The 23,013-nt window shown below is 67.2% G+C and carries 25 protein-coding genes; 19 read left to right on the top strand and 6 right to left on the bottom strand.

Annotated features, from left to right (window positions below):
• Window positions 1-41: 41 nt before the first annotated feature.
• On the bottom strand, window positions 42-929 hold the full coding sequence (locus ACFXHA_RS35055) for a LysR family transcriptional regulator (RefSeq protein WP_379363862.1): 888 nt from the start codon (window positions 927-929) through the stop codon (window positions 42-44).
• Window positions 930-1,047: 118 nt separating this feature from the next.
• Here ACFXHA_RS35055 and ACFXHA_RS35050 point away from each other — a divergent pair, with 118 nt between their 5' ends.
• Window positions 1,048-2,490, top strand: a complete 1,443-nt coding sequence (locus ACFXHA_RS35050; protein WP_379363860.1) for an MFS transporter — start codon at window positions 1,048-1,050, stop codon at window positions 2,488-2,490.
• Here the strand turns inward: ACFXHA_RS35050 and ACFXHA_RS35045 are convergent.
• Entirely contained in the window at window positions 2,420-2,692 is a 273-nt protein-coding gene (locus ACFXHA_RS35045; RefSeq protein WP_379363858.1) for a hypothetical protein, read from the bottom strand. The two genes, ACFXHA_RS35050 and ACFXHA_RS35045, sit on opposite strands and share 71 nt — an antisense overlap.
• Before the next feature lie 254 nt (window positions 2,693-2,946).
• Window positions 2,947-3,678, bottom strand: coding sequence for a TetR/AcrR family transcriptional regulator (locus ACFXHA_RS35040; RefSeq protein ID WP_379363856.1), 732 nt, complete (start codon window positions 3,676-3,678; stop codon window positions 2,947-2,949).
• Window positions 3,679-3,782: 104 nt separating this feature from the next.
• Between ACFXHA_RS35040 and ACFXHA_RS35035 the strand changes: the two genes are divergently transcribed.
• Window positions 3,783-4,736, top strand: a complete 954-nt coding sequence (locus ACFXHA_RS35035) for an ATP-binding cassette domain-containing protein (RefSeq protein WP_379363854.1) — start codon at window positions 3,783-3,785, stop codon at window positions 4,734-4,736.
• A complete protein-coding gene (locus ACFXHA_RS35030) occupies window positions 4,733-5,500 on the top strand; it encodes an ABC transporter permease (RefSeq protein ID WP_379363852.1) in 768 nt (255 codons plus the stop codon). The genes ACFXHA_RS35035 and ACFXHA_RS35030 overlap by 4 nt, the downstream gene beginning before the upstream one ends.
• 101 nt (window positions 5,501-5,601) lie before the next feature.
• On the opposite strand, the gene ACFXHA_RS35025 is transcribed toward ACFXHA_RS35030, so the two are convergent.
• On the bottom strand, window positions 5,602-7,026 hold the full coding sequence (locus tag ACFXHA_RS35025) for a DUF1254 domain-containing protein (RefSeq protein ID WP_379363850.1): 1,425 nt from the start codon (window positions 7,024-7,026) through the stop codon (window positions 5,602-5,604).
• 454 nt (window positions 7,027-7,480) lie between these two features.
• On the opposite strand from ACFXHA_RS35025, the gene ACFXHA_RS35020 reads away from it, so the two are divergent.
• The 5 genes from ACFXHA_RS35020 (at window position 7,481) to ACFXHA_RS35000 (ending at window position 12,528) form a co-directional block, all read left to right on the top strand.
• On the top strand, window positions 7,481-8,335 hold the full coding sequence (locus ACFXHA_RS35020) for a lysophospholipid acyltransferase family protein (RefSeq protein WP_379363848.1): 855 nt from the start codon (window positions 7,481-7,483) through the stop codon (window positions 8,333-8,335).
• Between the two features lie 303 nt (window positions 8,336-8,638).
• Window positions 8,639-9,718: a polyprenyl synthetase family protein gene (locus ACFXHA_RS35015; protein WP_379363846.1), complete on the top strand. Its 1,080-nt coding sequence runs from the start codon at window positions 8,639-8,641 to the stop codon at window positions 9,716-9,718.
• 181 nt (window positions 9,719-9,899) lie between these two features.
• Window positions 9,900-10,469, top strand: a complete 570-nt coding sequence (locus ACFXHA_RS35010; protein WP_379363844.1) for a hypothetical protein — start codon at window positions 9,900-9,902, stop codon at window positions 10,467-10,469.
• The gene (locus tag ACFXHA_RS35005) at window positions 10,466-11,575 is read left to right on the top strand and encodes a PrsW family glutamic-type intramembrane protease (RefSeq protein ID WP_379363842.1); all 1,110 of its coding nucleotides are present in this window, start codon (window positions 10,466-10,468) and stop codon (window positions 11,573-11,575) included. The genes ACFXHA_RS35010 and ACFXHA_RS35005 overlap by 4 nt, the downstream gene beginning before the upstream one ends.
• A gap of 59 nt (window positions 11,576-11,634) precedes the next feature.
• Entirely contained in the window at window positions 11,635-12,528 is an 894-nt protein-coding gene (locus ACFXHA_RS35000; RefSeq protein ID WP_379363840.1) for a GNAT family N-acetyltransferase, read from the top strand.
• Between the two features lie 110 nt (window positions 12,529-12,638).
• Here ACFXHA_RS35000 and ACFXHA_RS34995 read toward each other — a convergent pair whose 3' ends face one another.
• Window positions 12,639-13,664, bottom strand: coding sequence for an alpha/beta hydrolase (locus tag ACFXHA_RS34995; RefSeq protein WP_379363838.1), 1,026 nt, complete (start codon window positions 13,662-13,664; stop codon window positions 12,639-12,641).
• Window positions 13,665-13,893: 229 nt separating this feature from the next.
• Between ACFXHA_RS34995 and ACFXHA_RS34990 the strand changes: the two genes are divergently transcribed.
• From ACFXHA_RS34990 to ACFXHA_RS34965, 6 genes are all read left to right on the top strand, one after another.
• Window positions 13,894-14,343 carry a helix-turn-helix transcriptional regulator gene (locus ACFXHA_RS34990; protein ID WP_379363836.1) on the top strand — a complete coding sequence of 150 codons (450 nt, stop codon included), beginning with the start codon at window positions 13,894-13,896 and terminating at the stop codon, window positions 14,341-14,343.
• A 5-nt stretch (window positions 14,344-14,348) separates the two neighbouring features.
• Complete coding sequence (locus ACFXHA_RS34985) at window positions 14,349-14,762, top strand: VOC family protein (protein WP_379363834.1); 414 nt, start codon at window positions 14,349-14,351, stop codon at window positions 14,760-14,762.
• A 52-nt stretch (window positions 14,763-14,814) separates the two neighbouring features.
• Entirely contained in the window at window positions 14,815-17,193 is a 2,379-nt protein-coding gene (locus tag ACFXHA_RS34980) for an ATP-binding cassette domain-containing protein (protein ID WP_379363832.1), read from the top strand.
• A gap of 157 nt (window positions 17,194-17,350) precedes the next feature.
• Window positions 17,351-17,623, top strand: a complete 273-nt coding sequence (locus ACFXHA_RS34975; RefSeq protein WP_379363830.1) for a hypothetical protein — start codon at window positions 17,351-17,353, stop codon at window positions 17,621-17,623.
• A gap of 125 nt (window positions 17,624-17,748) precedes the next feature.
• The gene (locus ACFXHA_RS34970; RefSeq protein WP_379363828.1) at window positions 17,749-18,492 is read left to right on the top strand and encodes an SDR family oxidoreductase; all 744 of its coding nucleotides are present in this window, start codon (window positions 17,749-17,751) and stop codon (window positions 18,490-18,492) included.
• Between the two features lie 2 nt (window positions 18,493-18,494).
• A complete protein-coding gene (locus tag ACFXHA_RS34965) occupies window positions 18,495-19,220 on the top strand; it encodes a DUF998 domain-containing protein (RefSeq protein WP_379363826.1) in 726 nt (241 codons plus the stop codon).
• Here the strand turns inward: ACFXHA_RS34965 and ACFXHA_RS34960 are convergent.
• On the bottom strand, window positions 19,147-20,205 hold the full coding sequence (locus tag ACFXHA_RS34960) for a helix-turn-helix domain-containing protein (RefSeq protein WP_379363824.1): 1,059 nt from the start codon (window positions 20,203-20,205) through the stop codon (window positions 19,147-19,149). The two genes, ACFXHA_RS34965 and ACFXHA_RS34960, sit on opposite strands and share 74 nt — an antisense overlap.
• 124 nt (window positions 20,206-20,329) lie before the next feature.
• On the opposite strand from ACFXHA_RS34960, the gene ACFXHA_RS34955 reads away from it, so the two are divergent.
• From ACFXHA_RS34955 to ACFXHA_RS34935, 5 genes are all read left to right on the top strand, one after another.
• The gene (locus ACFXHA_RS34955) at window positions 20,330-21,541 is read left to right on the top strand and encodes a serine hydrolase domain-containing protein (RefSeq protein ID WP_379363822.1); all 1,212 of its coding nucleotides are present in this window, start codon (window positions 20,330-20,332) and stop codon (window positions 21,539-21,541) included.
• Window positions 21,542-21,552: 11 nt separating this feature from the next.
• Window positions 21,553-21,822 (top strand): DUF6959 family protein, encoded by a 270-nt coding sequence (locus ACFXHA_RS34950; RefSeq protein WP_379363820.1) that lies wholly within the window; start codon window positions 21,553-21,555, stop codon window positions 21,820-21,822.
• Between the two features lie 7 nt (window positions 21,823-21,829).
• Window positions 21,830-22,135: a hypothetical protein gene (locus ACFXHA_RS34945; protein ID WP_379363818.1), complete on the top strand. Its 306-nt coding sequence runs from the start codon at window positions 21,830-21,832 to the stop codon at window positions 22,133-22,135.
• A 183-nt stretch (window positions 22,136-22,318) separates the two neighbouring features.
• Window positions 22,319-22,594: a hypothetical protein gene (locus ACFXHA_RS34940; protein ID WP_379363816.1), complete on the top strand. Its 276-nt coding sequence runs from the start codon at window positions 22,319-22,321 to the stop codon at window positions 22,592-22,594.
• Window positions 22,587-22,898, top strand: a complete 312-nt coding sequence (locus tag ACFXHA_RS34935) for a hypothetical protein (protein ID WP_379363814.1) — start codon at window positions 22,587-22,589, stop codon at window positions 22,896-22,898. Before ACFXHA_RS34940 ends, ACFXHA_RS34935 begins: the two co-directional genes overlap by 8 nt.
• Window positions 22,899-23,013: the final 115 nt, after the last annotated feature.

The raw sequence follows: 23,013 nt of genomic DNA, 5'->3' as shown, positions 1-23,013 counted from the left end.
AGTTACCTTTCGGTAACCGTAACAGCGCCGGGTTCGCGGCCTCAGCGGGTGTGGCGGCGGGCCGCCCATTCGGTCGCGAAGTCGCGAAACCTCCGCACCGCCTCGGAGCCGGTCGCGGTCGCCGACCAGATCAGCCCGACATCCCGGGACGCACCCGCGTCGGCGAGCGGTACCAGCGCCACCCCGGGCGGCAGCGGTTCCTCCGCGGGGACCAGCGCGACCCCGAGCCCCGCCGCCACCAGACCGCGGACGGTCACCAGATCACTGGACTCGAAGCTGATGCGCGGCCCGATCCCGGCCGCGGCGCACAGTTCGTCGAACACCCGGCGCATGCCGAATCCCGGGTGCATGGCAATGAATTCGGCGTCGGCGAGCTCGGCCAGCCGCACCTGCCGTTGCCCGGCCAGCCGATGATCGGACGGAACCGCCAGCACCACAGGCTGATTCAACAGGGTGCGCCACCCGATCCCGGGTGTGCCGGGCCGCGGCGAGACCAGCGCCAGATCGGCCTCGCCGTCGAGGACCTGCCGGGTGATCACCTCGGCCGCACCTTGATACAGCGTGAAATCGACCCGGCCCGCCGTCCGCCGGAAGTCCCCGATCAACTGCGGCGCCAGGTTGCCACCGAAGGAATGCAGAAACGACAGGCGCACCACTCCCTTGGCCGGATTCGCACGATCGGCGACCGCCTGCTCGCCCGCATGCAGTTCTGCGCGAGCGCGGCGTGCGTGCTCGTAGTAGAGGCGGCCGTAGTCGTTGAGTCGTAGCCGCTTGCCGTGCCGATCGAACAGCGCCACCCCGAGCCGATGCTCCAGCCGCGCGAGCATCCGCGAGAGCGTCGGCTGCGCCAGATGCAGCCGATCGGCGGCGGCCGACACATTCTCCGTTTCGGCGAGTGTCGTGAACCACTCCAGATCCGCGCCGAGCACACCGCCTCCTCGCTATATGCCGTCACTGCATGAGCACCCAGCTAATCATGCATTTCCGTTCTAAGCGGCTGCGCACCACCCTGGAATTCGCACACCACGTCCAGCCGGAGAGGACCCGATGACCAGCCTCCGAGAACCCGCGTCCGCCCCGGCAGGCGCCCGCCCGCCGATCCGGACATCCGGCGCGCAAGGCACGGGTGAACCGGCCGCGCCGTCCGCCGGAGCCGTCGTCGGCGAGTTCGACCGCGCTGGGCTTCCGGTCGATGCGATAGCCCGCACCGCCCCGGCAACTCATCTCGCGCCCGCGCGGCCTGGGATCCACGAGTCCGTTGCTCGGCTTCCGGGGCGGTCGGTGCATGAGAAGCGGGTCACCGTCGCGCTTTTCGCGGCCGGGCTGACCACGTTCGCCGCCATGTACAGCACTCAGTCGCTGCTGCCGAGTCTGCTGGCGGCGTTCGGGGCGACGCCTGCGCATGCGGCGCTGGCTGTTTCGCTGACCACCGGGTTCCTTGCGTTGGCCATCATTCCGGCAGGGGTGTTGTCTGCTCGGGTCGGGCGGACGCGGGTGATGATCGGGTCGGCGGTGCTGGCTTCGGCATTGGGACTGCTGCTGCCGCTGGTTCCGAACCTGGACGTACTGCTGGCGATCCGCGCGGTGCAGGGGATTGCGCTGGCGGGGGTGCCCGCCGTGGCCATGGCATACCTGGCAGAGGAGGTCGGGGCGGGCGGGCTGGGCGCGGCCATGGGGGTCTATATCGCCGGGACCACCATCGGCGGGCTCGCGGGGCGATTGATTCCTTCGATCGCGCTGGGGCTGGCGTCGTGGCGGTGGGCCGAGGTGGCGGTGTCGCTGGCGGCGGCGCTGTGCACGGTGTGGTTCGCCCGGGCGCTGCCGCCGTCGCGCGGATTCACCCCGCGTCCGGCCGGATTCGGCACGCTCGCGGGCGATCTCGCCCGGCAGGTGCGGCACCGGGAACTGCTCGCCCTGTTCGGGCTGGCGTTTCTGCTGATGGGCAGCTTCGTGTCGGTCTACAACTACCTCGGCTACCGGCTCACCCATCGCCCGTTCGAATTGCCCGCGGCCCTGGCCGGTTCGGTGTTCGTGCTCTACCTCGCGGGCACGGTGGCCTCCGCGTACGCGGGCCGGCTCGTCGATCGCCGTGGCCACCATCGGATCCTGGTCGCCGCACTGAGCCTGATGGTCGTCGGCGTGCTGCTCACCATCCCCGACCACCTGTCCACGGTGCTGCTCGGCATTCTGCTGTTCACCACCGGATTCTTCGGTGCGCACACCGTGGCCAGCGCCTGGGTGGGCACGCTGGCCGAAAACCGTGGCGCCGCATCGTCTCTCTACATGTTCGCCTACTACCTGGGCAGCGCCGTCATCGGCAGCGGCGCGGGCATCGCCTATGCGGCGGGCGGCTGGATCGGGCTGGTGGCCTGCGTGGCGGCGCTGTTCGTACCGGCCGCGCTGTTGGTGGCCGGGCTCGCTAGCGCTGGTCGTCGAGTGCCGCGTTCGCCGGAACCGGGTCCGCGGGCGCGTCCACGCATGCGGGATTGACACTGTCCTCGGTGATTTCGGTACACGCCGGGAGCGTGGCCGGAGTGTCGGTGTGCACCTCGATGAGCGCCGGGACCGGTCCGGCCGGACCCGCGACGGCGGGCACCGCGCCGTAGACGAAGGCCGCGACCATGCCGCCGAGAATGAGAACCATGGCACCCGCGGCGATTGCGGATCGGATGGGGACTGCGACTGTGGCCATGGCGAACTCCTCGATCAAAACGCGGCCACCGCACCAACATTCGAACGCCACGAGATTGCGAGAAGGAATTCCCCCGTCATCGCGGACGCCCGATCGGGTAGCCGTGCGCACATGGTGACGTGTCGGAACATCCCAGGTCAAGGCGGCGTGCGGCGGTTATCGCAGTGTTTACGAAGCCTTGACACCCGGACCGATTCCGTTACCGGCCAGCATGATCGAGGAGACGCGCGTCACTGCCGCCGATCGTGCCCGGGTTATGGCCCGCCGAGCTTGGCGAGGAAGACCTCGTAGCCGTCCAGCAGCCGGGCGAGGGCGAAGCTGAAATCGGCTTCCTCCCAGTTCATATCGTCATCGTCGAAGACGCGATTGCCGATCGCACTGGTGACGGCGGGGAACCGTTCGGGGTCGAGGACCGCGCTGAGGATGGCGCCGTAGTCGCGGTCCTCCGTGTCGGACTGGATGGTGTCGCGCAGGAATCGAGTGCGGCCGATGACGTAGATCGAAAGGTTCACCAGCAGTTGCAGTCTGAGCGCCTCGGGAACGGCCAGGCTGGACAACGCGGTCATGCCCGCTTCGAGCCACGCCATGTTCTTGGGGCCGAGCGGGGGCGAGGTCATGGGGATGTCGAGCCACCAGTCGTGCGCGCGGATGGCCCGGAATTCGGCCCAGGCCCAGGCTTCCATCGCCGCGCGCCAGTCGTTGCGGGGTAGTTCCGGCCGGATGTCGAAGATGCGGTCGTGCATCATCTCGACGAGGGTGTCCTTGCTGTCGACATACCGGTAGAGCGACATGGTGGTGAAGCCGAGTTCCTTCGCGACCCGCGCCATCGATACCGCGGCGTAGCCCTCGGCGTCGGCGATCGCCATGGCGGTGTCGAGGATCTGCTCCAGGCTCATCCCGCGCTTGGGTCCGCGCGTGCTCGCACTCTCCAGATCCCACATCAGCTTCACCGCTTTGGGTAGGACCCGATCGTCGGGCGTCTTCACTCTGACCTCCTGTCGTCTCCCCGCACCTATCTTGCGTCATCCGGAAAACTGTGTAGCCTATAAACAGAGTGTACGGCATAAACAGTTTCGTGAATGGAGTTGCCATGACGGCATCCGACACCGGCCTGGCGATCGAGGTCGCCGGGCTCACCAAATCCTTCGGCGACCGGCCGGTCCTGCGCGGCATCGACGCCGTCGTGCCCGCCGGGACCGTGTTCTCGCTGCTCGGCCCGAACGGCGCGGGCAAGACCACGATGGTCCGCATCCTCACCACGCTGAACCGGCCCGATGGGGGAGTGGTGCGCGTGGGCGGCCACGATCCGCTGCGCGAGCCGGACGCGGTGCGGGCGCTCATCGGCGTCACCGGCCAGTTCGCGGCCGTCGACGAGGTGCTCACCGGCACCGAGAACCTCCGGCTGATGGGCCGCCTGCTGCACCTGGGCTCGCGGGAAACCGGCAGGCGCACAACGAGATTGCTGGAGCAGTTCGAACTCGTCGAGGCCGCGGGCAAGCGGGCGGGGACCTACTCGGGCGGCATGCGCCGCCGGCTCGACATCGCCATGAGCCTGATGGGGCAGCCGCGCATCGTGTTCCTCGACGAGCCCACCACCGGCCTGGATCCGCGCAGCCGCCGGGAACTGTGGCGAGTGATCCGGGGCCTGGTCGCCGACGGCGTGACCATCTTCCTCACCACCCAATACCTGGAAGAGGCCGATCAATTGGCCGATCGCATCGCGGTGCTCGACGACGGCCGCATCGTCGCCGAGGGCAGCGCGGAGGAGCTCAAGCGGCTGGTGCCCGGCGGCCACATCCGCCTCGCCTTCGCCGACGAGCACGGATTGGCCGCGGCCGCGCGGGCGGTGCCGGTCGGTGAGGTGGACAGCGAGCAGCTGGCGCTGCAGGTGCCCTCGGACGGCAGTGTCGGCGATCTACGCAAACTCCTCGACCATTTCGACGACCACGCCGTGAGCATCGACCAATTGTCCATTCACACACCGGATCTCGACGATGTCTTCTTCGCCCTGACCGGCGCCGCCAAGAAAGAGGCCGTGCGATGAGCACTCTCACCTATGCCGCCCAGGATTCCGCCGCCATGGTGGGCCGCAATCTGCGCCGCACCCTGCGCAGCCCCGACACCATGATGATGACCTTCATCATTCCGGTGAGCATCCTGCTCATGTTCGTCTACGTCTTCGGCGGCGCGATGAATGTGGGCGGCTCCTACATCGACTACGTGGTGCCGGGAATCCTGTTGCTGTGCGCGGGCTTCGGGTCCGGCGGCACCGCCGTGGCGGTGGCGAGCGATATGCACACCGGCATCGTGGACCGCTTCCGTGCCATGGCCGTCTCGCGGACCGCGGTGCTCACCGGGCACGTGATCGAGAGCGTGCTGCGCAATCTCATCACCACGGGGCTGGTGATCGTGGTCGCGGTCGCCATCGGCTTCCGCCCGACCACCGATCCGCTGCGCTGGCTCGGGGTGGTGGGTCTGCTCGCCTGCTACGTGCTGGCCCTGTCGTGGGTGGCCGCGGCATTGGGGCTGCTGGTCGCGAATCCGGAGGCGGCCAACGGTTTCATGTTCATCTTCATGTTCCTGCCGTATGTCAGCAGTGCCTTCGTCCCGGTTCACACGCTGCCGAGCTGGCTGCGTGGTTTCGCCGAGCATCAGCCGGTCACCTCGGTCACCGAGACCATGCGTGGCCTGCTCATGGACACCCCGGTGGGAAGTTCCGCGCCGACGGCCTTGGCGTGGTGTGCGGGATTGGCCCTGGTCGGATACCTGGGTGCGGGCATTCTCTTCAGCCGCCGATCGAATTCCTGAGATGCCTTTACGCCGATATGCGCATTAAGGCATGAATGTCCCGCATGTCTGAATACTTGCCCGCGGGGTTCGTTCCAGCGAACCTCGCGGGCACACTGCGTTCAGCTCGCCGGGAGGGTGGTCAGTCCCGGCGGCCGCCAGGTGCCGTCGATGGCTTCCGGCCTCGGGGCGTAGAGCCGCAGCGTGAGCGAGAACTCGCCCGCGGCCGGGATCGGCAGCCAATTGCCCTTGGGCACAGCCGGTCCCGGATCCTCGTGCTGGATGGCGAGCTCCACCGAGCCGTCGGCTGCGGGCACCACCGGGACGGCATGTCCGACCGCGTAGATATCGGCGTCGTTCTCGACCAGATAGTTGTCGGCGGTGTAGGCGGTCAGCGACCAGAAGGCGTCGGCGGGCGGCAGGTGGTCGGCGGGGAACTTCAGCCGGAACCGGCGCGGCAGGCCGTGATCGTCGGCCGTGTCGACGATGCTGGGGTACAGCGCGTCTCGCGACAGATTCGCGCCCAGCCCGAAATAGGCGACATTGGCCCGCAGTGCGTAGTCGATGCCGTACGTGCCGAGATCGGTGGCGTACTTCCAGCCGTTGACGTCCTTGCCCTGCGGGTTCTGGTAGGTGATCATCCGGTGCTGGGCGTCCTTGACCGCCGCGGTGAGCAGTTCCGCGGGCTGTGCGTTCACTTGCCCGCCCGGTGTGATGCCCAGGGCGGCAATGCGTTTCATCATCGGAGCGTCGGCGGGTGCGGGTGGATTCGTGGTCAGCGCCGCGCACAGCCGATTGAAGAAGGTGGTGGCGTCCATGTTCGCCACCTGGTCCGGCGGCGGATCGCCCTGCGGGCGAGGCAGACTGCCGGAGGAGGCGGGCGTGCCCGCGAGCCAAGCGCTGAGCGGCATCAGTTTCAACTGCTGCTGCAGCATGTGCACGGCCGGCAGGTCGTCCTCGCCGTTGACTTGGATGCGGCCGAGCAGCCAGGCGCTCGCGGTCGGCATCGACAGGCGGGTCAGATTGTCGGGCAGGGTGCCGGAGAACGCGGGCCCGGTGATCACGTAGGTGTAGGGCGGACCCGAATGCCCGTCGGCCAGTTGCGGATTGGCACTGCTGGGATCCTGCGCCGTGTTGGACCAGGCGTCCATGAGCTGCATCAGCCAGTACCGCCCGCTCGGCATGGCGGGCACCTGCAGCACCATGGGCTCGGGCCCGAGATCGAGCCAGGCGCTCGAGTACAGGGTGTCCAGATTGATGCGGACCACGGCGCGGTCGCTACTGGTGGGCAGGTTCTGTGCGTGCTGGAAGCGATTCGTCCCGCCGGCGACGGCGCGGGTGACATCCATCAGGACCAGCGGATAGCCGAAGAGGTAGGCGTCGGTGGCAATCGCCTTGGGATCGTCGGAATTCGAGCTCGTCGCGGAACTGCCCGCCGAGCCGGTGGACTTCGAACAGCTCGACAACCCGGCCGCGGCCACCGCCGCCAGGCTCAGTCCGAACAGCGTCCTGCGGTTGACTGGATGGTCGAATCCGTTGTCGCGCACACGCATACCCTTCGCCACAGGAATACGGAGGAGCGGGAAGATCGTGATGCTTTATACACCGATTGCGGTCCGGTCGATCGCGGGCAATTATGCCGCACGGTATGTCCTGGACCCGGGATTGCGCGGGGATCGGTCATCTTAGGTCGAAGCTCGGGAGCCTTCGCGAAGCAATGAGATGAATGTTGGGTTTCGCACACTCTCTAACAAGCAAACGCTTGGGTTGATAACGTCGAGGGCGCAGGAGGACGGTGACGGGCATCTGTCGCAACGCAGCGACGTCCGTACGCTGAGCAGGACCGCGCATGCGCGGCCGTCGGAGCTATCAATGGGGATGTGACCCGGGGGCAATTCAATTCGGCTCGACGGTGATTCGAAGTGTTGTGCAATCTCGAAGCGTCGTGAGGTGTCGTTGCGTGCCGCCCGTCCCCGGCAAAGCAATCGACAGGAATGGCTCATGACCGAAACCGAGAACACGGTAATCCCCGACCCGAACCACCCGCTGCTGCCGCTGGCCCGGGCCTACACCGACTACTTCACCCCGACCGTCACCGGGCTGGAGAATCTGCCCGCGTCCGGACCGGCGCTGGTCATCGGCAATCACTCTTCCATCTACTGGGCGCCGGAGGTGTGGATCACCTTCATGGCCATGCTGGATCGCCGCCCGGGCGAGCCCAGCTACGGCGTCGCGCACGACATCCTTTTGCGCGCACCGTTTCTCGGCGACAGCCTGCGCGGCTTCGGCGTCATCGCGGCCTCGAAGGAGTCGGCGGCCAAGGGGCTCAAGGACGGTGGCGCGGTGATGGTCTACCCGGGCGGCGACTGGGAGGCGTGCCGCCCGTGGACCGACCGCGGCAAGATCGACTACGCCGAACGCAAGGGCTTCATTCGGCTCGCCCTCGAATTGGGGGTGCCGGTCATCCCGGCGGTCGCCAACGGCGGCCACGACTCCATCTTCGTGCTCAGCCGCGGCGAGCGCACCGCGCGCCTGCTGCAGCTGGACAAACTGGTGCGCGCCAAGGTGTTTCCCTACACCCTCGGCCTGCCCTTCGGCGTCGCCCCGATCCTGCCGCAGATTCCGCTGCCCGCCTCGGTGACCGTCAGCTTCCTGCCCGCCCTGGACTGGTCGACCCAGCCCGGCGATCCGGAGGACGGTGACCTCGTCGACGGGTACTACACGCAGACCGTCGAAACCATGCAGGCCGAACTGGACCGGTTGCGCGCCGAGACGCCCAACCCGGTGGCGGCGGGCATCAAGAAGCATGTGGCCGGGCTGCCCGGGCCGCTCAAGGGGCTGGCCGACCTGCTCTAGGGCACAGCGGATTTCGGCTTCGGAACGTCGAGTGGATGCCGGGCACGGTTGGGGGACCGTGCCCGGCATCATTTTTCGATGCTGAGAGTTAACGCTTTACCGGCGGCGATGGCGCGTATTACACTTCTCTCAGTTCAGCTTCCATTTCTGCTCATTGGCTGAGGGCTAACGGGATTGGGTTCGCGCGATCCGGCGCGGCGATGAAACGCACTGGCGTCTATCCATTTCGATCACACATTTTTCGCACTTCTGCGTGCCCCGATCCACCGTCCCGCCGCGAACGCACGATCGGAGGACACCCCCATGAGTACCCCCACGATCGCCGTGTCACCGCTGGACCGCACCGCCATGCGCGTGCGTGTCGAGGCCGCGCTGTACGAATTCCTCGGCGAGAAGGCCGAATCCGCCGCAGCGGCCGGACTTCCCACCGAAGTGGTGGACGCGGTGCGCTCATTCCTGTTCGCGGGCGGCAAGCGGATCCGGCCGATGTTCTGCGTGCTGGGCTGGCATGCGGGCGGTGGTGTCGACCTGCCGGACGCGGTGGTGCGGGTGGCCGCCGCGGTGGAGCTGTTCCACGCCGCCGTCCTCATTCACGACGACATCATCGACGACAGCGACACCCGCCGCGATCAGCCCACCGTGCACCGCTCGGTAGCCGACCGCCGCGGCGCGCGCGATCACAGCACCGCGGCCCGCTTCGGCACCCACGCCGCCCTGCTGATCGGCGATTTCGGTTTGGTGTGGTCGCAGGAGCTGCTGCACACCGCGGGCCTGCCACCGGACCGGATGGCCGCTGCCGCAACGGTTCTCGACGCCATGCGCACCGAGGTCAACTACGGCCAATATCTGGATCTGCTCACCACCGGCAAGCCCACCCGCGACCTCGATCAGGCCCTGGAGATCATCCGCTACAAGACCGCCGCCTACACCGTGGTGCGGCCGTTGCAACTGGGCGCGGCGCTGGCCGGCGCGGGACCCGATGTGGCGCGGGCACTCTCGGACTACGGCGGCCCGCTGGGCGAGGCGTTCCAGCTCCAGGACGATCTGCTGGGCGTCTTCGGCGACCCCGCGCGCACCGGCAAATCCATCGACGACGACCTGCGCTCCGGCAAACACACCGTCCTGCTCGCCCTCGCCCTGCACTACGCCGACCCGAACCAACGCGCCCAGCTCGAAGCCCTCATCGGCAACCCGCGCCTGGACGCCCACGGCGCAGCCGTCTGCCGCCGCATCCTCGCCGCCACCGCCCGCCCCAAAGTCGAACGCATGATCCGCGACCGCTGGCTCCTGGTCCAGCGCACCCTCGCCCGCGCCCCCTTCCCACCCCCCGCGGTCTCCGGCCTCCGCAGCATCGCCGACTCCGTCATCGCCCGCACCGCCTGACCGGCCCGCATCCGATGGGTCACGCCGCGAGGTTGGCGCGGCGGTGCGGGCGTGTTCGGGCCGGGGCTTGTGGTTAACTCGCGGCAAGCGGTGGGTGGTCGGGTACCCGGGGTCGAACCGGGGAGCCGGAACGCCTGCGCGTTCCTGGACGTTGCGTCAGGGAGCCGAGAGGGTGGAAAACATGGTGCGCCTTGTTTATTCGGTAGGGCCCGCGATCGGGGCGGTGGGGGCGCTGGCGGTCGCGCTGGTGGTGCCGCCACTGCTGTCGTCGGCGGTACCGACCCGGGAGACCGACGTGGCGGCGGGGACCGTTATCACGCTGAACGCCACCGGGATCGGGGCCGTGCATGGGGGTACGGATCCGGCGAACTCGGTCGTGTTCCGGGTGCCCGAGCAGATGCGGCGGATCGCGACCGGGGACGAATCCATCGCCGTGCTGAAATCGGGGAACGGTGACGAGCGGGTGTCGGTGTCGGTATCCGACGGCATCACCGACTTCGCCACCGCTGCACCGCGACTGCTGCTGCCGCTGCGCGCCGCCGGGGTCACCGTGCGATTCGACGGCGGCGCGGTCGCTGCGGGCGACTTCCAGGGACTCAGCTGCGTGCTGCCCGACAGCACCGGCGGCGTGTGCGCGGTCGCCGGCAGCGGCGACGTGGCGGTCACGGTGACGGTCACCGGATCCACCCGCGAGGCCGGGATACAGCTGATCACCGACCTGCTCACCTCGGCGAAGGCGGTCGAGGCATGACCTGGTTCCAACCGCGTTCGCTGCTGTTCTGGGTGTACTGCCTGGCCGTCGTCATCGGGCCGCTGCTGTTCGTGCTGCAGGCGGCCGGGCAGGTGTGGTTCGCGGGCGCGCCGGCGTTGGCCGCGCTGCCGATCACCGCGCTCACGCTGCTGATCATCGGCCGAATTCTGTTCGCGCTGGACCCTTTCCGAGCTCGCCGCCACCTGGTCGCCCCGATGGTCATGGGTGCGATCTGGGGTGCCACGGTGTGGACCGGGCTGGCCATGTGGGCCAATGACCACCTCAGCCGGACCATCACCAATCTGTTCGGCGACCGCTTCGCCATCAGCTGGAGCGCAGCCATCACCGCGCCCATCGACGAGGAGTACATCAAGGCCATCGGTATCGCGGTGGTGGCGGTCATGTTCCGGGCGCGGCTGACCCGGCCCATGCACGGGCTGCTGCTGGGCGCGGCGGTCGGGCTGGGCGCGCAGATCGCCGAGGACTGCCACTACAGCACCCAGACCGCGCTGACCTCGCCGCAGGATCCGGTGGTCGATGTGCTGCTGGTGGCGGTGCTGCGGCTGGTCACCGCGCTCACCTCGCACTGGGCCATGTCGGCGCTGGCCGGGGTCGGCATCGTCATGCTGCTGATTCGGACCGACCGGTCCTGGGGTTGGCGGATCGGGGTTTTCGGGCTGTTCTACGCGTTGGCGTTCACCATGCACTTCCTCTTCGACGCACCGCGCCCGCCCGGCCCCGCTCTGCTGTCGACCTATCTGCCGATCCTCATCGACCTGGTCATCTTCGCCCTCGCGTATGCCTGGGTGCTGCAGACCGAGCGGCGCTGGTTCCGCGAGCTCATCGCGCGTCCGGTCGCGCGCAGCGTGGGCAGTGAGGCCGGGCTGGCACCGCTGCTGACCTATCACCGCCGCCGCAAGGCCCGCTCGGCGCTGCGGCATTCGACCGGCTGGTCGCGGCAACAGGCCGGACGGTATGAGCGGTCCCTCTTGGACCGGGTCACCGACCTCGATCTGGTTGCATCGCAGCAAACCCCGATTCCGGGTGGTTTCGGCCCGGGTTCCGGTGCCGTTCCCGGCGGGGTGCACGTCCCCAACCCCTGGTAGCGCGATTTCTGCGTGCCGATGACCAGCACCAAGTGAACTGGACGCTAGCGTAGGTCGCTATGAGCGAGGGTCAGACGCCGTCCGCCGAGCCCGCGGACGAGCGTGCCGGTGAGCTGTTGCGGGAGCGACGGCAAGCTCTGTGCAACTATCTCGACGCCAGTGCCGACATCGCCGGCACCCGCATTCGCGCCAATCTCGGCGGCTGGCACCGCTGGCTGCAACTGCTGCCCGGCTCCCCGGTCTCCCGCGCCACCGGCCGCCGCGACGCGCTGGTCCGCGAGCTGGCCGTGCACGGTGTCGGCGCGGACGATCACCGCTGGGGTGCGCTCTCCGGCGCGTACGTGCGCAGTCTCGGCACCGCCCTGTGCCTCGAGGACACCCTCACCGAGCTGATCGAGCGCCACGAGCCCGCCGACGCGCACTGGACCCGCCGCGCCCAGGCGCTGCGCAAGGCCACCGAGGCGGCCCGTCCGCTGGCCGCCGTGGGGGATCGGGTCGTGGTCGCCGACCTCACCGAGGAACTGCTGGACCTCACCCGCACCGCCCCCGACGAGGCGGCGCGCCAACGACTTTCCGATCATCTGCCCGGTGTGCTGCGACCGGTCCCGTTCGACATCGCCGCCCTGCACCGCAGTGACCCGCTCGTCGAGGTGGTGTTCGACATCTACGCCGACACCGTGAAACTCGACAACATCACCGTGCATCCGGAATTGCGCGGCACCGGGCTGGGCACCGCCGTGCTGCAGCAGCTGTGCCGGGCCGCCGACGCGCATCACCTCTATATCGTCGGGCAGCTCGTGCCGACGTTCCGCGACGACGACTCCGCCGTGCCGCGGCTGGCCACCTGGTGCCGTCGCCACGGCTTCGCGGTCAATGAACGTCTGGGCGGCCGGATCTCGCGCACCCCGGTCAGCGTCCGCGACTCGGCCCACGCCGAAGCCCGCCCGGACTGACAGCTGGCCTGCCCGGAATGACGAGAGCGCCGCATCTCCGAAAAGGGAGATGCGGCGCTCTGATTCACTGCGTCAGGCCGGATTCACTGCGTCAGGCCGGATTCACTGCGTCAGGCGGGAACGTTCATGCCCGCGGCCAGCATCGGCCACGAGTTGTGCAGAGCGGTCTCCCAGTACGGCCAGTAGTGCGTGCCCACCGGATCGAACTGGTAGGTGGCCGGGATATTGATCGAGTCCAGCTTGTTCTTGAGGTTGTGGGTGCAGCTGTCCACACCGCCCTCGATCACCATGCCGAGCGCCAGGTTGATGTCACCCTGCGGGCCGGGCGCGGACTTGGTGTAGTACTCCACGTCCTTCATCACCGGGATGCCGCTGCCGCTGGAGATGAACAGGTTGGTGCCGCGCAGCTTCTCGGCATTGATCACCGGGTCGTTGGCGGCCCACAGCGGGCTGTCGTCGGGCCCGTACATGTTCTCGGTCTTACCGCCCGCCCAGGTCTCCACGGCGAACTTGAGGAACTGCTTGCCCATCGGGTCCGCGATCTGCGCGCAACCGCTGTACGCGGCCACCGACTTCCACAGTCCGGGCGCGGCCTCGGCCAGCTGCAGCACCGAGGTGCCGGAGGTGGACAGACCGGTCAGCGCGTTGAGACCGGTGGAGCCCAGCGCGTCGTTGAGCAGCGGCGGCAGTTCCTGGGTGAAGAACGTCGTCCACTTGTTGCGCCCGAGCTGCGGGTCGTCCTTGATCCAGTCGGTGTAGTAGCTGCCGCGGCCGCCGATCGGCTGGATCACGTTGACCTGCTTGTCGGCCAGGAAGCCGAGGGCATTGGTCTGCGCGGTCCAGCTGGCGGAACCGATGCCACCGTCGAGGCCGTTGAGCATCCACAGGTTCGGCGCGGGCTGCGACTCGTCGACCGGACGCTGCACGTCGATCGGAATGTCCTGGCCCATGGCCGCGGAGTAGACCTTCAGATGCCAGGCCTTGCCGTCCTTGGTGATCGAGCTGATCGCGGAAGGCTTGGCGGCGTCCGGGTCGGCGGTGCCGATGCCCGTGGCCAGCGCCACCGACAGGGCCGCGGAGAGCGCGACGGCGGCGGTCCGCAGCGCGGTCCTGTTACGTAGTGCTGAGAGCTTCATCAGAGTTGGCGGTTCCAGTCCCTCGGGCCACGCTCGGCCACAGTAGCTAGTGGTTGGTGGTCGGATTCCGGACGAACCGGCCTCCCCGACACGTACTGTCTCATGTTTGATCAAAACTGTTACCGGAAAGATCGTTCGAACGGTAGCCCGAAAATGTCGGGTACGCCCTCCCCACAGTGGCTGGGTATGTCATCGCGACGGTGTCGGTGCAGCGTGCGACGATCGTCAAGTGACCAGTAGGCCCGCCGAGGAACAGCGTCTGAGTGATCTCGCGCGGCTGCGGCGTGTGCGCGATCGCATCGACCGGGAGTACGCGCAGCCGTTGGATGTCGAGGCGCTCGCCCGCGACGCGCACATCTCGGCCGGGCATTTGAGCAGGCAGTTCAAGGCCGCCTACGGGGAATCGGTGTACGCGTACCTGATGACGCGGCGTATCGAGCGGGCGATGGCGCTGCTGCGGATGGGTGAAATGAGCGTCACCGACGTGTGTTTCGCGGTCGGCGCGTCCTCGCTGGGCACCTTCAGCACCCGTTTCACCGAACTGGTCGGGGTGCCGCCGAGTGTCTACAAGCAGCAGATGGCCGATGCCCCCGAGGGCCTGCCGTCGTGCGTGGAGAAACAGGTGACCAGACCGATCAGGAATCGAGAAGCCCCGGCAAGCTCTCCGCAATTAGCCTGATCAGCATGGATATCACCATCAACGCGAGCTTTCTGCCGCATACCGACGCCGATGCCGCCCTGGCCTTCTATCGCGACGCGCTCGGCTTCGAACTTCGCAAGGATGTGGGTTACAACGGGCTGCGCTGGCTGACGGTCGGCCCGCCCGATCAGCCGGGGACCTCCATCGTGCTGCATCCGCCGGCCGTGGACCCGGGCATCACCGAGGACGAGCGCAAGCTCATCGTCGAGATGATGGCCAAGGGCACCTACGGCGGAATCCTGTTGGCCACCAAGGACGCCGACGCCGCCTTCGAATCCCTGCAGGGCCTCGACGCCGTCGAGATCGTGCAGGAGCCCACCGACCAGCCCTACGGCGTGCGGGACTTCGCGGTGCGCGACCCCGCAGGCAATCTCGTCCGTATCCAGCAGGTCGCCTGACCTGCTCTCCGAGCCGCCCCGACCGGAACGCCCGACATAGATGGAGACCCGCATGGCCACGAGCAAGTCCACCCCGACCGCACCGACCGCCGACAGTCACGATCTGATCCGGGTGGTCGGGGCGCGGGTGAACAACCTCAAGGACATCTCGGTCGAGCTGCCCAAGCGGCGGCTCACCGTATTCACGGGCGTATCCGGTTCGGGGAAGAGCTCGCTGGTGTTCGACACCATCGCCGCGGAATCGCAGCGGCTGATCAACGAGACCTACAGCACCTTCGTGCAGGGGTTCATGCCGAATCTGGCGCGGCCGGAGGTCGATGTGCTGGAGGGGCTGACCACGGCGATCAGCGTGGATCAGCAGCGCATGGGCGGGGATCCGCGCTCGACGGTCGGCACCGCCACCGACGCCAACGCCATGCTGCGCATCCTGTTCAGCCGATTGGGCAGCCCGCATATCGGCTCGCCGCAGGCCTTTTCGTTCAATGTGGCCTCGATCAGCGGGGCGGGCGCGGTGACCGTGGAGAAGAACGGCCAGCAGGTCAAGGAGCGGCGCAGCTTCTCCATCACCGGCGGCATGTGCCCGCGCTGTGAGGGGCGCGGCGCGGTCAACGACATCGACCTGACCCAGCTTTATGACGACAGCAAGTCGTTGCGCGAGGGGCCGTTCACGATTCCCGGGTACAGCATGGACGGCTGGTACGGGCGGATCTTCATCGGCAGCGGATACTTCGATCCGGACAAGCCGATCAAGAAGTACAACAAGCGTGAGCTGGCGGATCTGCTGCACAAGGAGCCCACCAAGATCAAGGTCGAGGGCATCAACCTGACCTATGAGGGGCTGATCCCCAAGATTCGGAAGTCGTTCCTGTCCAAGGACATCGACTCGCTACAGCCGCATGTGCGGGCGTTCGTGGAGCGCGCGGTCACCTTCCAGATCTGCCCGGAGTGCCACGGGACGCGGCTGTCGGAACTGGCGCGGTCCTCGAAGATCAAGAAGATCAGCATCGCCGACGCGTGCGCCATGCAGATCAGCGATCTGGCGGATTGGGCGCGCGGGTTGAAGGATAAATCTGTTGCGCCGCTGTTGGACTCGCTGCAGGGCGTGCTGGATTCGTTCGTGGAGATCGGGTTGGGGTACCTGAGCCTGGATCGGGCATCGAGCACGCTGTCGGGCGGAGAAGCCCAGCGCGTCAAGATGATCCGGCATCTCGGGTCGGCGCTCACCGATGTCACGTACGTGTTCGACGAGCCGACCGTGGGCCTGCACCCGCACGACATCCAGCGCATGAACGATCTGCTGCTGCAACTGCGCGACAAGGGCAACACGGTACTGGTGGTCGAGCACAAGCCGGAGACCATCGCGATCGCCGATCACATCGTCGACATCGGGCCCGGCGCCGGATCCGGTGGCGGCACCGTGTGTTTCGAGGGCACGGTGGAGGGGTTGCGCGGCAGCGGGACGATCACCGGGCGGCACTTCGACGATCGGGCCGCGCTCAAGGATTCGGTACGGAAGTCCAAGGGTGCGTTGCAGATTCGCGGAGCCACCGCCAACAACCTGCAGAAGGTGGATGTCGATATCCCGCTCGGTGTACTGGTGGTCATCACCGGGGTGGCGGGGTCGGGCAAGAGTTCGCTCGTGCACGGGTCGATTCCGGCGGGGGAGGGCGTGATCTCGGTCGATCAGGGCTCGATCCGCGGGTCGCGGCGCAGCAATCCGGCCACCTACACCGGGCTGCTGGATCCCATTCGCAAGGCGTTCGCCAAGGCCAATGGCGTGAAACCTGCTCTGTTCAGCGCGAATTCGGAGGGCGCGTGCCCGGCGTGCAACGGTGCGGGCGTGATCTACTCCGATCTGGCGATCATGGCCGGCGTCGCGACCGTCTGTGAGGAGTGCGAAGGCAAGCGGTTCCAGGCGGCGGTGCTCGAGTACAAGCTCGGCGGACGGGATATCAGCGAGGTGCTGGCCATGCCGGTCGATGACGCACTCGGGTACTTCGACACGGGTGAGTCGAAAATCCCTGCGGCACACAAGATCGTGAAGCACCTCTCCGAGGTGGGCCTGGGCTATCTGAGCCTGGGGCAGCCGCTGACCACGCTGTCGGGTGGTGAACGGCAGCGGCTGAAGCTGGCCACGCACATGGGGGAGAAGGGCGGCGTCTACGTGCTGGACGAGCCGACCACGGGTCTGCATCTGGCGGATGTGGAGAATCTGCTCGGATTGCTGGACCGGCTGGTGGATTCCGGCAAATCGGTCATTGTCATCGAGCATCATCAGGCCGTGATGGCACATGCGGACTGGATCGTCGACCTCGGTCCGGGGGCCGGTCACGACGGTGGCCGCATCGTCTTCGAGGGCACGCCCGCAGACCTGGTGAAGGCGCGCTCCACGCTGACCGGTCAGCACCTGGCCGCCTATGTCGGTCAGTGAGTTGTCGCGTATGTCCTTTTGCGGGAATGGAATACAACGGACATACCGGTAAAAACAACCGATAATCTGCTCATATAGCATATAGCTATTAATTGGGTCGGAGCGTACTCTGGGCCGCTGAATGTCTACTCCCGTGCGCTCAGGATTGGGGTCAGCCGTGCCTCCGACTCTCGGATTCAATTGGGGCAGTTCGTTCTTCGGTCCGCTATCCGGGCCACCGCTCGGCACCGTACTGGTCGGCGACGACGGCACCATCCTGGTCACCGTCCGCCGCCAGAACTGGGCGGTGGCCTGGATCAGCGGCGGGCTGATCCTGCTGGGCGTGATCACCCTCGCGGTGCTGGTGAGTCACGCGAAATTCCACGACCCCGCACCGAAGACACCGGCTCCCGTGTCCAACTGCCAGCCCTTCTGCGCCGCCGCCCCCTAGCCGGCGGGTTCCCTCCTCCTGACGTTCTCGGTTACCTGCTGACGCGATCGGTCCTGGGTTCGACCTGCCTCCGGTGACAGGATTGGCGAGGTTCGAAACCCGCAGAGAGAAAAGGGAACCGACGGATGTCGCAAGGTACTCGGGACCTCGAAGGCAAAGTGGCGCTGATCATCGGCGGTACACGTAATCAGGGTGCGGAAATCGCGCGCACCATCGCCGCGCGCGGTGCGGTCACCATCGTCACCTATCAGGGCGACGAGCAGGCCGCCAAGCAGACCCTCGAACAGCTCGGCGCGACCGCCGAGGCCCAGCGCTCCGACGCCGCCTCCGCAACCGATGTCGACGCGCTGTTCGCGGATGTCGTTGCGCGCCACGGCAAGCTGGATATCGTCGTGCACGTCCCCGGACGGGTCATCAAGAAGCCGATCGCCGACACCACCGACGACGATTTCGATCAGCTGATCGTGCGCAATACGCGTACCGCGTTCAACACGCTGCGAGCCGCGGCGCGGCACCTCGCCGACAACGGGCGCTACGTGGTGCTGTCGACCACGCTCACCTCGATCATGACCGGCACCTACGGGCTGTACTCGGGGTCCAAGGCGGCTGTCGAGCGCATGGTGGTCGCGGCGGCCAAGGAGTTGGGTGAGCGCGGGATCACGGTCAACGCGGTGGCTCCAGGTCCGGTCGACGACGACTTCTTCCGGGGTGCGGAGACGCCGGAGTCGATCGCCGCTGCGGCGCTGCACAATCCGCACGGGCGACTCGGACGGCCGTCGGACACGGCGCCGGTGGTCGGGTGGCTGGTCAGTGATGAGGCGGGCTGGGTGTCGGGGCAGACGATCCGCGCCAACGGCGCGATGTTCTGATCGTGTCCGCGGACCTGACATCGCTTCCGGTCCACGCCGGTCGCACCAGGCGGCAATGGCTGACCTCGGTCTGCTGGTTGCTGACGCTGCTGTATTTTCCGGTGTCACTCGTGGTGGCGCGGGCGTGGCCTTCGGGATATCGCCTGTCGGACAACTACATCAGCGACCTCGGGATCACCCGCTGCGGTGAGTACACCGACCGCGACGGGCTATCGCGATCGGTGTGCTCGCCCGATCATCTGGCCCAGAATGTGATGTTCGTGCTCACCGGGCTGCTCATGGTCGCCGGTGCGCTCGGCTGGGCGTGGTGGTGGCGGGGCCGGGCGTTCCGGATCGGGTGCGTGCTGCTGGCCGTGGCCGGTCTCGGTATCGCGGGAATCGGGTTGGCGCCCTGGGATATCCGGCCGCAGGCGCACGACACCATCGCGGTGGTGCAGTGGCTGGTGCAGTTGATCGGCATGGTCCTGATTACGCCGGAGACAGCCCGCCGCCGGCGGGTCCTGGCCGCCGGCACCGCCGGCTCCGTGGCGCTTTCGGTGATCGGCGGTGTGTTCCTTTTCGCGAAAGGGCATTTCGGCCTGGGTGCGGGGGTGTCGGAGCGGATCGCGTTCGACAGCCTCACCCTGTGGGGTGGGCTGGTCGGATTCCTGCTGCTCAGTTCGTCCGGCGGTGCGCGCGGCGATACTCGCTCGGAGACTGGCCGGTCCAGCCGTCGAAGGCGCGGCTGAGCGCGCGGGCGTCGCTGTATCCGGTGCGCAGCGCGATGGTCTGCACCGTCAGGCTGGTGTTGCGCAGCAGATGGGTGACCTGGTCGCGGCGCACCGCCGCGAGCTCCGCGCTCCAGGAGGTACCGGCCTCGGCCAAGCGGCGTTGCAGGGTGCGGTCGCCGATCTCGAGCCGGGTGGCGAGGGCGGCGACCGGCACCGCGTGCCCGCCCGTCGCTTCGAGACGCAGGGTGGCGCGGAAGGTTTCGAGCCAACCCCGGATCGGGCGGGCGTCGTCGATGGCGCGTTGCGCGGACGCCTGCACGATCCGGCGGAGGTAGGGATCGTGCGGGCGGGGCTCGGCGCGGCCCAGCCGGTAATGGATCCGGTCCGCTCGCTGTCCGAATTGCACCGCGTCGGTGCCGAGCGCGGCGGCCAGCACGCGATGGTCGCGCGGTGCGGGATGCGCGAAGTCCACCCGCACCGGCGCGGCCTGCGCACCGAACGCGGCACGGGCGCGGTCGGTCAGCAGAATCATCGCGAATTCGCTGACGACGCCGCCGATTTCGCCGTAGCCGCTGCCGTGATGGGTGACCGTCAGCGCCGACCCGTTCTCATGCACCTCGAGCCGCACCCGCGGATCGCACGGCCCGGCCGCGAAACGCGCGACATCCCGGAACCCGTCCGGCAGCGTCGGCGCATTGGCGAGCAGGTAATCCCAGGCTCCCAGCCGACCCGGCTCGGCCACCTCGGCCGCCCGCACCCCCACCTGATCACCGGCCACATGATGCATCAGCAGCCACAGTCGATACTGATTGGCCGAGGGCACCCGGATCAGCTCATCGTGCAGCAGTTCCCGATCCATCGCACCCGCCCGCGCGGCCTTGGCCTCATCGACACCGCACGCCACCGCGGTATCCAACACCACGCGTGCGACCTGCGACGAAACCGTATTGGCCAGTGCGGAGTTCGGGGTGTCCACGTGCTCGTCCTTCCGGATTGCCGACATGCTTGTCCCGTCATCGAACTGTAGGACGCGTGGCAACCGCCGCGATGCCCCCACTTCCGTGGCCGGGAATATCGGTGGCCACCGGCGGTTGATGGTGACTGCCGATGTGAAGGGAGCGATTGTGGTGAACGGTTTTTCGGCCGACGGCCTGGCGAAGGTGCGCGAAGTCCTCGAGGGCTACGTCGAGCGCGGCGAAGTGGCCGGCGCGGTAGCGATGATCTACCGCCACGGCGAACTCGCCCAGGTTGATGCAGTCGGCCGGCGGGACCATGCCGCCGACCTCCCGATGCAGCGCGACACCATCTTCCGCATCGCCTCCATGACCAAACCGATCACCGCGGTAGCCGCGCTGACCCTGGTCCAGGACGGCCTGATCGGGTTGCACGACCCGATCGACCCGTGGCTTCCCGAACTGTCGAACCGCACCGTTCTCCGCGACCCCGAAGGCCCCCTCGACGACGTGGTCCCCGCCGAGCGCCCCATCACCCTCGAAGATCTCCTCACCTACCGCTTCGGCCTCGGCTGGGGCATCTCCACCCTCGCCCCCCAACTGTTCGCCCTCACAGCCGATCCCATCGCCGGCGCGATCGGCGTCCCGAACGCCGAGAAGCTGTCCCCGGACGAGTGGCTGCGCAAGCTCGGCGAGCTACCCCTGATCGCCCAGCCCGGCACCGTGTGGCGCTACCACACCGCCTCCGACGTCCTCGGCATCCTGCTCACCCGGGTAACGGGCCAACCTCTGGAAACCGTTCTCCGCGAACGAGTCCTGGATCCTCTGGGCATGATCGACACCGGCTTCACCGTCCCCGAAGCGAAGCGAGCCCGCCTCAGCGTCCTCTACGGCCCCGACTCCACCGAACTCGACCGCCCCGCCACCACCGCCTGGGCCACCGACCCCCTATTCCCCTCCGGCGGTGCAGGTCTCGTCTCCACCGCCGACGACTACTCCCGCTTCGCCCACATGCTCCTCAACGGCGGCGAACTCAACGGCACCCGCATCCTCTCCACCGAGCTGGTATCGGCCCTGACCCGCGACCACCTCACCCCCGAACAACACGCGACCCCACCCTTCAACCCCCCACTGGGCCAGGCCATCTGGTCAGACCAAGGTTTCGGCTACGGCGTGAAAATCCAAACCGAGCCCAATGCCGGTGTCCCCTCGCCAGGCACCCTCTCCTGGCCCGGCGGCCTAGGCACCGACTGGCACGCCGACCCCGAAAAGGACCTGGTAGCCCTACTTTTCGTCCAATCCGCCAACATCATCATCGCCGCCGAATGGCGCAGCCCCCTAGGCCCCGACTTCCTAACCACCGTCTACTCCGCCCTCGAAGACTAGCCTCCCGAAGCATGGAGTTCGAATCGCGAGTCCTCGACGCCCAGGGCAACTACGCCTTGGTCAAATGGGAACCCCGAAAGTTCCCAGGCCTGTCCATCCAGGGCGACAGCCTCAACATCCTCCGAGGTGTCCTGGAGGAAGCAGAATCAGAGTTGGCCGCCGGCAACATCGAAGACGCCCTCTTCACCCTCCGCGAAGCCCTCGAAACCGTCACCGCCATGGACCTCTCCTACCAGGACATGATGAAGAAACAAGGCCTCAAACTTCCCTACTACACCTGAATGGAAAATGAAGGCGAAGGAGTTCAGTGTGGCGACGGGCGGAGCTTTTGAGATCAATAGGATCGAGATCGACGGTAATCGTGCTGCGATCCTGGATGTGCGATGCATTGAAGGAACCGTGCGGGTTGGGGACAGGGTGATCAAGGGACGGACCGGAAATGGCGATGACGTCCAGGTCGACCTGGTCATCGACGGATTGCTTCGCTACGGCCGCGCATCCGAGTTCGTCGACCCGCCGCATGTCGCAAGAATCCGACTGTCGGGACAAGGAATTCGGGATGTAATGGGCTTCAGTGTCATGCATACGTCATGATCATCCGCGCCCAGCTGTACAAGCTCCCCAATCCTGGCCACCAATCCGCCAGCACCGCAAACTGAACAGTGGGTCTCGGAATAGGCGAGTACGTATGTGACCGCTGTGTATGTGTACATCCCGGCAGTCCGGTGTCGGTAGTCTGTGGTAGTCTGGGATGTGGCGATCACATGGTATTGGGGGTTGGCGCATCTGCTGGCCCAGTCCGGTATCGACATAGACGACGTATACGACCTGGTCAGTGCTTGGCTCGTGGGAGAGCGGCGAGTGTGGTTCGTGCCCGCCGTCGACGACGCGACAGGGCTGAAGGCGTCGGTGCTGATGGGGCGCACGGACAACGGACTACCGTTGTTGCTACTGGCCCGCATCGACGGCAAGGACATTTACGTCATCAATGCGTTTCATCCAACGCCGGAACTGATCCCTGAATTCGAGCAATGGGAGGCCCGCAATGAATGACTTCGAGAATATGACCCCCGACGAGGTCGCGGCCCTGACCCAGCGACTGATCCTCGACCCCGCGCAGGCCGAAGAGATGATTCCGGACCCGGGCGCGGACAGCGGTGACACGATCGTGCCCCGCTCGATCAAACTCCCCGCATCACTGGACCGCCGCTGCAAGGCGCGGGCCACCGAACTGGGGATGAATCAGTCCGCCTACATCCGATCGCTGATCGAGAAGGACCTCGCCGGCCCGCAGGCCCGCCCGTTGACCACCGCCGACCTCCCGCTGATCCTCGAATTCATCCGCCACGCAGCCTAAGTCGCTCACCGCTAGGCGTCATAGCTGTCGAAGGTCCGGCTAATGCTTGTCGATCGGGCGGTCGGAGCCTGGGGTTCATGATCGACGGGTCGATTAAGTCAGGAATCTGTGGCAG

The organism is Nocardia sp. NPDC059240 (assembly GCF_042753865.1).
Classification (GTDB): domain Bacteria; phylum Actinomycetota; class Actinomycetes; order Mycobacteriales; family Mycobacteriaceae; genus Nocardia.
Note: the sequence above shows the minus strand (reverse complement) of the source record. Positions and strands in the feature narration are given on the sequence as shown.

Coding starts and splice junctions, on each gene's coding strand:
- ACFXHA_RS34960 (WP_379363824.1), bottom strand. CDS start 20,205: ATGTCGGCAATCCGGAAGGACGAGCACGTGGACACCCCGAACTCCGCA.
- ACFXHA_RS35005 (WP_379363842.1), top strand. CDS start 10,466: ATGACCTGGTTCCAACCGCGTTCGCTGCTGTTCTGGGTGTACTGCCTG.
- ACFXHA_RS35020 (WP_379363848.1), top strand. CDS start 7,481: ATGACCGAAACCGAGAACACGGTAATCCCCGACCCGAACCACCCGCTG.
- ACFXHA_RS34995 (WP_379363838.1), bottom strand. CDS start 13,664: ATGAAGCTCTCAGCACTACGTAACAGGACCGCGCTGCGGACCGCCGCC.
- ACFXHA_RS35000 (WP_379363840.1), top strand. CDS start 11,635: ATGAGCGAGGGTCAGACGCCGTCCGCCGAGCCCGCGGACGAGCGTGCC.
- ACFXHA_RS34935 (WP_379363814.1), top strand. CDS start 22,587: ATGAATGACTTCGAGAATATGACCCCCGACGAGGTCGCGGCCCTGACC.
- ACFXHA_RS35045 (WP_379363858.1), bottom strand. CDS start 2,692: ATGGCCACAGTCGCAGTCCCCATCCGATCCGCAATCGCCGCGGGTGCC.
- ACFXHA_RS35010 (WP_379363844.1), top strand. CDS start 9,900: ATGGTGCGCCTTGTTTATTCGGTAGGGCCCGCGATCGGGGCGGTGGGG.
- ACFXHA_RS34970 (WP_379363828.1), top strand. CDS start 17,749: ATGTCGCAAGGTACTCGGGACCTCGAAGGCAAAGTGGCGCTGATCATC.
- ACFXHA_RS34980 (WP_379363832.1), top strand. CDS start 14,815: ATGGCCACGAGCAAGTCCACCCCGACCGCACCGACCGCCGACAGTCAC.
- ACFXHA_RS35035 (WP_379363854.1), top strand. CDS start 3,783: ATGACGGCATCCGACACCGGCCTGGCGATCGAGGTCGCCGGGCTCACC.
- ACFXHA_RS35030 (WP_379363852.1), top strand. CDS start 4,733: ATGAGCACTCTCACCTATGCCGCCCAGGATTCCGCCGCCATGGTGGGC.
- ACFXHA_RS34985 (WP_379363834.1), top strand. CDS start 14,349: ATGGATATCACCATCAACGCGAGCTTTCTGCCGCATACCGACGCCGAT.
- ACFXHA_RS35015 (WP_379363846.1), top strand. CDS start 8,639: ATGAGTACCCCCACGATCGCCGTGTCACCGCTGGACCGCACCGCCATG.
- ACFXHA_RS34945 (WP_379363818.1), top strand. CDS start 21,830: ATGAAGGCGAAGGAGTTCAGTGTGGCGACGGGCGGAGCTTTTGAGATC.
- ACFXHA_RS34950 (WP_379363820.1), top strand. CDS start 21,553: ATGGAGTTCGAATCGCGAGTCCTCGACGCCCAGGGCAACTACGCCTTG.
- ACFXHA_RS35050 (WP_379363860.1), top strand. CDS start 1,048: ATGACCAGCCTCCGAGAACCCGCGTCCGCCCCGGCAGGCGCCCGCCCG.